Source organism: Empedobacter sp. UBA3239, assembly GCF_002362875.1.
GTDB lineage: Bacteria > Bacteroidota > Bacteroidia > Flavobacteriales > Weeksellaceae > Empedobacter > Empedobacter falsenii_B.
Genome location: NZ_DEVJ01000052.1, coordinates 24,490 through 35,850, shown reverse-complemented (window position 1 = coordinate 35,850; position 11,361 = coordinate 24,490). Strand labels below are relative to the sequence as shown.

General features: G+C 33.5%; 10 protein-coding genes and 1 other RNA gene. 8 read left to right on the top strand and 3 right to left on the bottom strand.

All coding sequences use genetic code 11. The annotated features are described in order from the left end of the window. Positions 1 to 34 precede the first annotated feature (34 nt). On the bottom strand, positions 35 to 736 hold the full coding sequence (locus B4G36_RS07645) for a hypothetical protein (protein ID WP_221854735.1): 702 nt from the start codon (positions 734 to 736) through the stop codon (positions 35 to 37). Between the two features lie 206 nt (positions 737 to 942). On the opposite strand from B4G36_RS07645, the gene B4G36_RS07640 reads away from it, so the two are divergent. Together B4G36_RS07640 and B4G36_RS07635 are read left to right on the top strand one after the other, a co-directional pair. Continuing rightward, positions 943 to 1,461 carry an HAEPLYID family protein gene (locus tag B4G36_RS07640; protein ID WP_291063126.1) on the top strand — a complete coding sequence of 173 codons (519 nt, stop codon included), beginning with the start codon at positions 943 to 945 and terminating at the stop codon, positions 1,459 to 1,461. Then, positions 1,427 to 1,762 carry an HAEPLYID family protein gene (locus B4G36_RS07635; RefSeq protein ID WP_291063124.1) on the top strand — a complete coding sequence of 112 codons (336 nt, stop codon included), beginning with the start codon at positions 1,427 to 1,429 and terminating at the stop codon, positions 1,760 to 1,762. Before B4G36_RS07640 ends, B4G36_RS07635 begins: the two co-directional genes overlap by 35 nt. Before the next feature lie 44 nt (positions 1,763 to 1,806). Here B4G36_RS07635 and ssrA read toward each other — a convergent pair. Continuing rightward, positions 1,807 to 2,204, bottom strand: a transfer-messenger RNA (tmRNA) gene (gene ssrA / locus B4G36_RS07630). A 129-nt stretch (positions 2,205 to 2,333) separates the two neighbouring features. Between ssrA and B4G36_RS07625 the strand changes: the two genes are divergently transcribed. Beyond that, the gene (locus B4G36_RS07625) at positions 2,334 to 3,839 is read left to right on the top strand and encodes an aldehyde dehydrogenase family protein (RefSeq protein WP_291063122.1); all 1,506 of its coding nucleotides are present in this window, start codon (positions 2,334 to 2,336) and stop codon (positions 3,837 to 3,839) included. A 28-nt stretch (positions 3,840 to 3,867) separates the two neighbouring features. Further along, the gene (locus tag B4G36_RS07620) at positions 3,868 to 4,239 is read left to right on the top strand and encodes a DUF779 domain-containing protein (RefSeq protein WP_180905490.1); all 372 of its coding nucleotides are present in this window, start codon (positions 3,868 to 3,870) and stop codon (positions 4,237 to 4,239) included. Positions 4,240 to 4,292: 53 nt separating this feature from the next. Here the strand turns inward: B4G36_RS07620 and gltX are convergent, their stop codons facing one another. Further along, the gene (gene gltX, locus B4G36_RS07615; protein ID WP_291063120.1) at positions 4,293 to 5,801 is read right to left on the bottom strand and encodes a glutamate--tRNA ligase; all 1,509 of its coding nucleotides are present in this window, start codon (positions 5,799 to 5,801) and stop codon (positions 4,293 to 4,295) included. A 118-nt stretch (positions 5,802 to 5,919) separates the two neighbouring features. Here gltX and B4G36_RS07610 point away from each other — a divergent pair, with 118 nt between their 5' ends. From B4G36_RS07610 to B4G36_RS07595, 4 genes are all read left to right on the top strand, one after another. After that, positions 5,920 to 6,789 carry an MBL fold metallo-hydrolase gene (locus B4G36_RS07610; RefSeq protein WP_291063118.1) on the top strand — a complete coding sequence of 290 codons (870 nt, stop codon included), beginning with the start codon at positions 5,920 to 5,922 and terminating at the stop codon, positions 6,787 to 6,789. An 86-nt stretch (positions 6,790 to 6,875) separates the two neighbouring features. Next, the gene (locus B4G36_RS07605; protein ID WP_291063116.1) at positions 6,876 to 8,549 is read left to right on the top strand and encodes a PSP1 domain-containing protein; all 1,674 of its coding nucleotides are present in this window, start codon (positions 6,876 to 6,878) and stop codon (positions 8,547 to 8,549) included. After that, positions 8,533 to 8,994 carry a gliding motility lipoprotein GldH gene (locus B4G36_RS07600; protein WP_084106949.1) on the top strand — a complete coding sequence of 154 codons (462 nt, stop codon included), beginning with the start codon at positions 8,533 to 8,535 and terminating at the stop codon, positions 8,992 to 8,994. Before B4G36_RS07605 ends, B4G36_RS07600 begins: the two co-directional genes overlap by 17 nt. Before the next feature lie 6 nt (positions 8,995 to 9,000). Beyond that, positions 9,001 to 11,337 (top strand): penicillin-binding protein 1A, encoded by a 2,337-nt coding sequence (locus tag B4G36_RS07595; RefSeq protein WP_291063114.1) that lies wholly within the window; start codon positions 9,001 to 9,003, stop codon positions 11,335 to 11,337. Positions 11,338 to 11,361: the final 24 nt, after the last annotated feature.

The following is an 11,361-nucleotide window of genomic DNA, read 5'->3' as shown; positions in this document are numbered from 1 at the left end:
ACAGTTTGTGAGATAGTGTCGTAAAAAATAAATCTTAATTAATTTTTCCTTCTTTTTCCAATCTCTCTAATGCTTTTTCGTGAGCTGATTTTACATCATTTTTGATTTTTTTATCTTGAGTAGATTTTCTAATCTTTTCTGCATGATAAGCCAAATCATCTAATGTCATTTTATAACTCACATAAAATCCGCGATTATATCTTGAATATGAAGCTAATCCCCAACCAGCAATTAATTGATTCTTAATTTTTTTGGTTTGATATTCGTTCAAATAACGTTGAAGTTTTGGAGAAATTTCTTCTTTCGCAATTGATTTTACAGAACCATTCATTCGGCTAAACCAATATTTATTATCCAATTTTATATATGATTTTGCACCTAAAATGCTTTTAAAAGCAAGATCTCCAAGCAGTAAAACCTTTTCAAATTCAGATTTTTCATTGGTCATATAATCCCAATACATTTCAGAAGTCATTCCAACCATCGGACTTTTATCTATTGTTGCTTCATACAAATCTTTACCATTTTGATAAGCTGCTGCAACATTTTTAAATTCGATTCCAAAATCATCACAAGCCTTCTGATAACCTGTAAAAGAACCCGAATATTTCTCGAAATTATCTATAAAAACTCTATAAATACAATAATGTGAAATATCAATCAAAACTTTTTTAGAATCATCTAAAAAACCGTTTATCAACTGTATCGGAAAGTTATAATATTCGTAGGAACTCATAATTGTTTGATTGTCTTAAATGTGGTGTTAATTCACCGACTAAGATAAGATAGTTTTTATTATTCTTAAAATGATAAGTATCAAAAAACTTCAAAATTTAATAGGTTAGATTTTTAAAGCGGTAAAACTTCAATTCCTAATTTCATCCTAAATCTTCTTTGTCCTTTGCCTCAAAATAATAAACAAATGAAATTTTTCTTAAAATATTGACAACAGTTTTAATCACAATTTCAACTAACGCGCAGACAAAAAATGATTCAATTATCACCATTCAACCTCAACAAAAAACATTAAAACCTAAAATTGAACATGCAGAACCTTTGAATACAGATTTGATGCGTGATCTGGGAGCAAGAAAAGGAGAAGCTGAGATAAATGTAGGATTTGGAGTTGCCTCGAAAAAAGGATATAATGAATATAATGGTTTTGTTGAGTATGAATGGACTGTTGCAGATCGTTTAGGATTGGAGGTTGAAGTACCTTTTTCTTTTAATCACAAAAGCGCTGATAGCGATGGTTCTATTTATGTTCCAAACAATAAAATTGAAGGTTTAAAATTAGCAACTCAATATACTTTCTTAGTAAATGAGAAACGAAAAATGTCTTTGGCAGTAGCTTATGTTCATGAATTTAAATTCAATAATTTAAAAAAAAATAGGACATCAAGGCTCTGTATTTACGGGTATGAAAATGAATCCTGTTTTTATTGGAGCAAAGAATTTTAAAAATTTCAACACGTTAATCTATACAGGTCCTATTTTTGAACATCATTATAAAGAGCAAAAAGTAGATGTTGGAGCAACTATAAATGCAAGTATGATGTATGTTTTACCAAATTCGAAAAACTTTATTGGACTTGAAAATAATATGGATATTGACCACGATGGATTTCATTATACTTTTAGACCTCAAATTAGATTGGCTATTCAACACAATTTAATGATTGGTTTGGTTACTGGAGTTCCTATCACCAAACATACCGGAACCAACCTTGATGTGATGACACGTATTATTTGGGAACCTTAGTTTTCTTAATAAAAAAACCTCCTTTAAAACTTTTTAAAGGAGATTTGTGGAGCTGGCGGGATTCGAACCCGCGTCCAAACAAGCAACAAATAAGCTTTCTACATGTTTAGTCTATTCTTAATTTTCGACGAAATCCTGAGAACAAACACTCTGTCATTCGCTTATCATCTAAAATCTCGAAACCTATCCGATGCACTAAGGTTTCTATTCTTACTTTCCCGTGTTCCTTTATCAAACGCCGTAAGTCAAGGCTTTTGAGGAACATTCAGCTTCTATACCTTGTATAGACGTGGCGAATTCTTACTAAAATTCAGAATTATGCAGCTAAAGCGTACTCTTCGTTGCCAGTTAAAAAGTTGAAGTGCCTGATTAAAGTGAGTACACAACCTATCACTACATGCTTACTTACCCATTGGCCTTGCTGTCAAAACCAGTCAGCCCCATAAATAAATAATTGACGGATGCCAAATGTACAAATTTTATACCAAATAGAATTAACTTTTTTTAAACATAATTATTGAACAAATTTGAATAAATTAGAAAAAATTCAATTCACAAAAATTTTAATAAAATGGGAAACTTAGTTAATGTACCTACATTCAAAGATCATTATGACAATTACATCAATGGTCAATTTACGCCACCTACAAACGGAAAATACTTTGATGTTGTAACACCACTTACTGGAAAAGTTTTTACAAAAGCTGCGCATTCTTCAGAAGAAGATTTAGCAAAAGCGGTAGATGCTGCTCACGAAGCTTTCAAAAGTTGGAGTCAAACTTCGCCAACACAACGAAGCATTATTTTGAATAAAATTGCAGATAGAATCGAAGAAAATCTACAAAATGTTGCGGCTGTAGAAACCTACGATAACGGAAAACCAGTTCGTGAAACATTGAATGCTGATATTCCTTTAGCAATCGATCATTTCAGATATTTTGCTTCGGTAATTCGTGCTGAGGAAGGTTCTATCAACGAATTAGATAAAGATACAGTTTCAATTATTATCCACGAGCCAATTGGTGTTGTTGCGCAAATTATTCCTTGGAACTTCCCAATTTTGATGGCGGTTTGGAAATTAGCTCCAGCTTTGGCTGCTGGAAACTGTGTGGTTTTAAAACCTGCTGAATCTACTCCTATCTCGATTTTATATTTATTCGAATTAATTGGAGATTTATTACCTCCAGGAGTTGTTAACATTGTAAATGGTTTTGGTGGAGAATTAGGTCGCGCATTGGTGACAAATCCTAAAGTATCGAAAGCTGCGTTTACAGGATCTACAGCTACAGGACGTTTCGTGATGCAATATGCAACAGAAAATATTATTCCAGTTACGTTAGAATTAGGTGGAAAATCGCCAAACGTATTCTTCGAATCTGTAATGGATCATGATGATGATTTCTTAGACAAAGCGATTGAAGGAGCTGTATTATTTGCTTTAAATCAAGGTGAAATTTGTACGTGTCCTTCGCGATTATTGATTCAAGAATCTATTTATGATAAGTTTATTGCGCGAGTTGTAGAACGTGTAAATATGATTAAAGCAGGAAATCCTCTTGATCCTGAAACAATGATTGGTGCGCAAGCTTCTCAAATTCAGTATGACAAAATTTTAAGTTATATTAAATTAGGAAAAGAAGAAGGTGCAGAAGTTTTAACTGGTGGTGACGCTAATCATTTACAAGGTGAATGCGAAACAGGTTATTACATCAAACCAACTTTATTTAAAGGAAATAACAAGATGCGTATCTTCCAAGAAGAGATTTTTGGACCTGTGTTAGCTGTGACAACTTTCAAAGATGAAGCAGAAGCTATTGAGCTTTCTAATGACACTATTTATGGCTTAGGAGCTGGTGTTTGGACGCGTGATGCACATCAATTGTACCAAGTTCCACGTGCTATTCAGGCTGGTCGTGTTTGGGTTAATCAATATCATAGTTATCCTGCTGGAGCGCCTTTCGGAGGTTATAAACAATCTGGTATCGGACGTGAAAACCACAAAATGATGTTAGATCATTATCGTCAAACTAAAAACATGTTAGTTTCTTACAGCAAAAAGAAATTAGGTTTCTTCTAAATCAATAATTAATTAAAAATCTCAAAAAATGAAACGTGTTGATGCAACAGAAAAAGCGATTAATTTATTGAATGAATTAAAAGCAAAACATGGCGATTTAATGCTTTATCAAGCAGGAGGTTGCTGTGAAGGAACGCAACCGCAATGTTTCAGAAAAGGAGAATTTTATCTTCGATACAAAGATGTTTGCATTGGAGAAATTGATGGAGTTGAATTTTGGATTGACAAAGATTTGTTCGAATATTGGAAACATGCTCATTTCGAATTAGATGTTATTGATGCGATTGGCGCAGGAGGTTTTTCGTTAGAAGTTCCGCTTGGCAAAACATTTAAAGTCAATTATCGAATATTCTCTCAAGAAGAACTTAATCAATTAGACGAAGTCAAAATCAATTTATAACAGAAAAGCCATTTGCATTGCAAATGGCTTTTTTATTTATGATAGAAATAATTTTATCCTAAAACTTCAATCGCTTTGTTGATACGTGCAATCGTTTCCTCTTTTCCTAAAGTTGCCATAATTACAGGAACATCTGGTCCTTGTAAAGCACCAACTAAACTAAGACGTAAAGGCATTCCGATTTTTCCAAATCCAATTTCTTGCGTTGTAACAAATTCTGCCATTGCATCGTGTAAAACTTCTGAAGTAAATTCTGATGAATTTAAAACTTCAACAAATTTTCCTAAAATCTCTTTAGAATCATCTTTCCAAGCTTTTTTAGCTGCTTTTTCATCGTAAGTAGAAGGAGCTATATAAAAGAATTGACCTTGTTCGTAAATATCTTTTACAAAGTTTGCTCTTTCTTTTAACAATTCAACCACTTTTGCATCTAAAGCTGGATTCGCTTCGATTCCATTTTCTTTTAAAACTTCTTCGAAAGATGGTAATAATTCTTCAACAGATTTTTGTTGTAAATATTGATGATTGAACCAAGTTGCTTTTTCCGGAGAAAAACGTGCACCCGATTTTGAAACTTTTTCTAATGAAAATAATTGAATCAATTCTTCCATTGTAAAAATCTCTTGATCTGTTCCAGAATTCCATCCTAATAAAGCCAACATATTCAATACTGCATCTGGGAAATAACCTTCTTGTTTATATCCTTTTGCAATTCCTTCTTCTGTTTTCCATTCCATTGGGAAAACTGGAAATCCGTGTTTGTCTCCATCACGTTTACTTAATTTTCCTTTTCCTTCTGGTTTTAAGATTAATGGTAAATGTGCGAAACGAGGTGCTTCCCAACCAAATGCATCATACAATAATTCATGTAAAGCCATTGATGGTAACCATTCTTCTCCACGAATTACGTGAGAAATTCCCATCAAATGATCGTCCACAATATTGGCTAAGTGATACGTTGGCATTCCATCAGATTTAAACAAAACTTTATCATCTAAAGTTGATGCATCAATCGTGATTTTTCCACGAATCATATCATCCAATAAAACTGTACGCGAATCATCAATTTTGAAACGAATCACATATGGGGTTCCATTCTCAATTAAGGCTTTTGTTTCAGCTTCCGTCATTGACAATGAGTTTTTCAATTTTCCTCTTGTCGACCAGTTATAAATAAATGTTTCTTTATTTTCTTCTGCTTTTGCACGTGCAGCATCTAATTCGTCTGCCGTATCAAACGCATAATATGCATTTCCTGAAGCTAATAATTCGTCTACATATTGTTTGTAGATTTCTTTACGCTCTGATTGACGATAAGAACCTAAATCTCCACCAAAACCAACACCTTCATCAGGAGTTAAGCCTAACCATTTCAACGAATCGATAATATATTGTTCAGCACCTTCCACATAACGTGTTTGGTCTGTATCTTCAATTCTTAATAAGAATTTTCCGTTATTATGTTTTGCGAAAAGATAATTGTATAACGCAGTACGGACTCCTCCGATGTGTAACGCACCTGTTGGACTTGGCGCAAATCTTACACGAACTTCTTTTGCCATTGTATCAAAATTTTTGCAAATTTAAGTCGTTCAATTCTATAATAGATATTTATTTTAAATAATATTCTATTTTTTATCTTCGTAAAACGAAAATTCAACAAAATAAAATCACACAAAAATGAAATTATATACAATAGAAACAGGAAATTTTAAATTAGATGGCGGTGCCATGTTCGGAATTGTACCAAAATCGATTTGGAATAAAACAAATCCTGCTGATGATAGAAATTTAATTGATCTTGCGATGAGATGTCTATTAATCGAAGATGGCGAACGATTAATATTGATTGATACTGGAATCGGAACTAAACAAGATGCAAAATTCTTTGGTTTTTATTATTTATGGGGCGATGCAACTTTGGATAATTCTTTAGCCAAACATGGATTTCATCGCGATGATATTACAGATGTTTTCTTGACGCATTTACATTTTGATCATTGTGGAGGAGCAATTCAATACAACAAAGAGAAAAATTATTTAGAAGCTTCATTCAAAAACGCAAAATTTTGGTCGAATGCGAATCATTGGGATTGGGCAGTAAATCCAAATCCTCGCGAAAAAGCATCTTTCCTAAAAGAAAATATTTTACCTCTACAAGAAAGTGGACAACTTAATTTGATTGATTTGCCTCAAAATGGATCAATTTTAGAAAATTCTCCACTTGGTTTTGATATTTTATTTGTGGATGGACATACCGAAAAACAAATGTTGCCAATTATTACATACAAAGGCAAAAAAATAGTTTATATCGCAGATTTAATCCCAACTGTAGGACACATCCCGTTAATTTATGTCATTGGGTTTGATACACGACCTTTAATAACAGTTGAAGAAAAAGGAACGTTTTTACAAAAAGCAGTCGAAAATGAATATATTTTGTTTTTTGAACACGATCATGTCAACGAATTGGCTACATTGAAATTAACAGAAAAAGGTATCAGATTAGATCAAACCTATTCATTTTCAGAAGTTTTTGATTCAATTTAAAATCAATTTCATAACCGAAATGATTTCACAAATTCAGAAAAATATTTTCATACCTTTGTGTTGTCATTTAAAAAAATTATAGAAGCATGGGATGTGGATCTTGTGGAACTTCTAATGGCCTTCCGAAAGGATGTAACAATAATGGTGCTTGTGGCACTGATGGTTGTGGAAAATTATCAGTTTTTGATTGGTTATCGAATATGCAACTTCCAAATGGACAAGAAAAGTTCAATTTTGTGGAAGTTCGTTTCAAAAACGATCGAAAGTTTTATTATAAAAACGAAAACAACATATCTCTAAATATTGGCGATGTAATCGCTGTTGAAGGAACGCCCGGTCATGATATTGGGGTTGTTACACTTACGGGTGAGCTTGTTAGAATCCAAATGAAAAAGAAGAATCTTTCGTGGACTGCGGAAGATGTCAAGAAGGTTTATCGCAAAGCGAACCAAAAAGATATAGAAACTTGGGTAGAGTTTCGTGATAGAGAAAAACAAACAATGGTTGATTCTCGAATTATGGCGAAAAACCTTAATTTGGAAATGAAAATTTGTGATGTTGAGTACCAAGGAGATGGAGCGAAAGTAACATTTTATTATACAGCAGAAGGACGTGTCGATTTCAGACAACTAATCAAAGAATACGCTGGGAAATTTGGCGTAAGAATTGAAATGAAACAAATCGGATATCGTCAAGAAGCAGCAAAAGTTGGTGGAATTGGATCTTGTGGACGCGAATTATGTTGTTCTACTTGGTTAACAGATTTCCGCTCTGTGAGCACTGCTGCGGCACGTTATCAACAATTGTCAATTAACTCGCAAAAGTTAGCTGGACAATGTGGTAAATTAAAATGTTGTTTAAATTTTGAATTAGATTCATATTTAGATGCATTAAATAGTTTTCCATCAATGGAAAGCCGTTTCGAAACTGAAAAAGGTTGGGCACATTGTGTTAAAATAGATGTTTTCAAGAAAGAAATGTGGTTCGCTTATGATAAAGGAGGAATTGTTTGGTACAAATTTTCGGTAGACGATATTCAAGAGTTTTTAGCAATTACTGCAAAAGGTCTAAAAACTGAACCTTTAGAAGATTTAGCTAAAAATGTAGAGGAATCGAAACCAGATTTTACAGATGTAATTGGTGAAGATTCTTTAGAACGTTTTGAACGTAAAGAAAAACAGAACAAAAAACGTAAAAGAATTAAGAATAATCAAAATTCTGGAAACGAAAAAGTTGCGGCGAATGCTAATAATCTAAAACCTCAGAAGGCAAAACAAAAACAGCCTAACGAAGCGAAAGATAAGGCGAATCGTCTTGAAAATAAACAAGGAAAGAATCCAAATCAGTCTAAAAAGAATAATCAAAATAGACCGAACAAAAATTCGAATCCTAATCAGAATCAGCAACAACAAAATCAGCCAAAAGAGAAGCAACAGCCAACTCAGGCGAAAGAGCAACAAGCTCAACCAAATACTGATCAGCAAAAGCCGCAAGGAAATAATCGCAATCGCAATCAACAAAAGCGAAAACCGAATAATCCGAGCAATAATAGCCAACAAAATAATCAAACAAATCAGGCTAATCAGTCAACTCAACAACCAAAAAAACAACCTCAGCAAAATAATCAAAATGCTGAACAAAAACCGAAAACTAAGGACGAGAATCAAGCAAATAATTCTCAACCGAATCCAAATAAATCGAAGAATCGAAATAAAAAAAGATTTAATCGTGGGCCAAAACCAGATGATACGCAACAGTAGTTTGCTTTTTATTTTAGTCTTTTTATTGTTTAGTTGCGAGGCTAAACATTATTATCAAGACACAAAAGATGTGAAAGACGAATGGAAGAGTAATCAGCCTCAAACCTTTACGTTTGATGTAAAAGATCCTAAACCTTCGGCTGTTAACATTGGATTTGTGTTAAGAAATAATACGTCGTATGAATATAGTAACTTATATTTGTTCACGAAATTCATCGATCCTAAAGGAAATGAAATGATTGATACCTTACAGTATTACATTGCAAATCCTGATGGAAGCTGGATTGGTAAAGGAATGACAACAAAAGAAATGATGTTGGTTTATCGCGAAAATTTACCAATAAAAGACTCTGGTCGCTATCAACTAAAAGTTTGGCAAGGTATGCGAACAAAGAATTTGAAAGGAATCGAAGACATTAGTTTGATTGTTGATAAAGCTGAATAATACAGAATGGAAAACAATAAAAATCCTAAAACAAGCGCAACTTCTAAAGCAAAAAAGAAGTTCAATAGCTTTTCATTAGCCAAAAAAATAATCGTTACCATTTGGGTACTGTTTTTTTGTGCCGTATTAGGAATTTTCGGAATCTTTTGGGCGACATCTAACGGATGGTTAGGTGAAATTCCCAATGTACGTGATTTAGAAAATCCTGATATTTATGTTTCATCAGAAATTATTTCTTCTGATGGTGTTTTGTTAGATCGTTTCGAAGCAGAACGCAGAACACCAGTCGATTACAAAGATTTACCACCACATTTAGTTGATGCATTGTTAGCAAAAGAGGACGTTCGTTTCTTTGATCATTCAGGTGTAGATATTAAAGCTGCTTTCCGTGCTATATCTTCAGGAGGTGATTCAGGAGGTGGATCTACAATTACACAGCAGTTAGCAAAACAGTTGTATACAAAAGATCCTTCTTCTAATAAAGTGAAACGTGGTTTACAAAAACTAAAAGAATGGGTAACATCTGTTCAATTAGAAAAATTGTATACAAAAGAAGAAATCATTGCGATGTACTTCAATAAGTTTGACTTTATCTATGGTGCAAAAGGTATTGAATCTGCTTCTAAAGTTTATTTCAACAAAACAACAAAAGAATTAAACTTAGATGAAGCTGCAACATTGGTTTCAATGTTTCAAAATCCTGTAAAATTCAACCCTGTAAAAAATCCTGCATTATCTACAGAAAAAAGAAATCTTGTATTAGATCAAATGATGAAATACAACAAAATTTCTCAAGCTGAAGGGGAAGCTGCAAAAGCTACACCATTGGTTACAGATAAACAAGATATTATGCAGCATGATGAATCACATTCAGCATATTTCAAATCTGCTTTGAGAAAGGAAATTCAACAATGGATGGTTGATTATGAGAAAGAAACAGGAAAATCATATAACCTTGAAAAAGATGGTTTAAAAATCTATGTAACGTTAGACTCAAGAATGCAAAATTTAGCTGAAGAAGCGGTTAAAAAACAATTAAAAGTTTTACAAGATCAATTCTTTGGAGAGCAACGTGGACGTAGTTTAGCACCATTTTATAATATTTCTGCTGCAAAAAGAACACAAATCTTTAAGCAAGCAATGGCTCGTACAGATTTGTATAAAAAGATGAAAGCCGAAGGAAAATCTGAAGCTGAAATCGAAACTGTTTTCAATACACCTCGCGACTCTGTTCAGTTCTTTACATGGAACGGAATTCAGTACAAAAAAGGGAAAACATTGATGGATTCAATCGAATATCACAAACATATTTTACAAGCTGGTTTGATGTCAATGGATCCAAAAGATGGAACAATCAAAGCTTGGGTTGGAGGAATCGATTGGAATTATTTCAAATTTGACCACGTAAAACAAGCGCGCCGTCAGGTAGGTTCTACGTTCAAACCGTTTGTTTATGCAACAGCGATTAACCAATTAGGATTAACACCTTGTCATACTGTTTCTAATGAGAGAATACCAGGAAATTGGTCTCCTCGAAATGCTAATGGTAAATATGGTGGATCTCAAGATTTAAGAACTGCATTAGCTTATTCAACAAATATTGTCGCTGCTCGTTTGATTATGCAAACAGGTACAGAACCTGTAATTCAAATGGCTCGTGACCTTGGAGTTGAATCTCCTATCGTAAAAGATCCTACAATTGCATTAGGTTCTGCCGATTTATCTTTGTATGAAATGGTTGGTGCGATGAGTGCTTTTGCAAATGGTGGTATTTACATTAAACCGCAATTAATCTTAAGAATAGAAGATAAACAAGGAAAAGTTATCAAAGATTATACACCTCAAACACGAGAAGTTGTTAATGAAAACGTAGCGTACACTATGATTGATTTGATGAAAGGTGTTGTAGAAAGAGGTTCTGGTTCGCGTCTTAGAAATAGATATAACATCACAGCAGAAGTTGCTGGTAAAACAGGTACAACAAACGAAAACTCTGATGGTTGGTTTATGGGATTAACACCAAATTTAGTTACTGGAGTTTGGGTTGGTGCAGAAGACCGATTTGCTCACTTTGCAAGTACAGCCACAGGACAAGGAGCCAATACAGCTTTACCTATTTGGGCTTATTATATGCAAGGCGTTTACAAAGAAGGAGGAAAGTTTGGCGTAACAGCTGGAGATAAATTTGACAAACCTAAGGACATTGAAAAACACTGGGATTGTTCAAATACATACGGATTCCATCAATATGATGAAATGTATGATCCAGGTCCAATTATCGAAGGAAGTGGTAGTGAAAGCGTAGGCGAAAACTATGAAATTCCTAAAGAAGAAGGTCAATAATTAAATTGATATAAACAAAATAGC

Coding starts and splice junctions, on each gene's coding strand:
- B4G36_RS07600 (WP_084106949.1), top strand. CDS start 8,533: ATGATACGCAACAGTAGTTTGCTTTTTATTTTAGTCTTTTTATTGTTT.
- B4G36_RS07645 (WP_221854735.1), bottom strand. CDS start 736: ATGAGTTCCTACGAATATTATAACTTTCCGATACAGTTGATAAACGGT.
- gltX (WP_291063120.1), bottom strand. CDS start 5,801: ATGGCAAAAGAAGTTCGTGTAAGATTTGCGCCAAGTCCAACAGGTGCG.
- B4G36_RS07610 (WP_291063118.1), top strand. CDS start 5,920: ATGAAATTATATACAATAGAAACAGGAAATTTTAAATTAGATGGCGGT.
- B4G36_RS07605 (WP_291063116.1), top strand. CDS start 6,876: ATGGGATGTGGATCTTGTGGAACTTCTAATGGCCTTCCGAAAGGATGT.
- B4G36_RS07595 (WP_291063114.1), top strand. CDS start 9,001: ATGGAAAACAATAAAAATCCTAAAACAAGCGCAACTTCTAAAGCAAAA.
- B4G36_RS07620 (WP_180905490.1), top strand. CDS start 3,868: ATGAAACGTGTTGATGCAACAGAAAAAGCGATTAATTTATTGAATGAA.
- B4G36_RS07635 (WP_291063124.1), top strand. CDS start 1,427: ATGAATCCTGTTTTTATTGGAGCAAAGAATTTTAAAAATTTCAACACG.
- B4G36_RS07625 (WP_291063122.1), top strand. CDS start 2,334: ATGGGAAACTTAGTTAATGTACCTACATTCAAAGATCATTATGACAAT.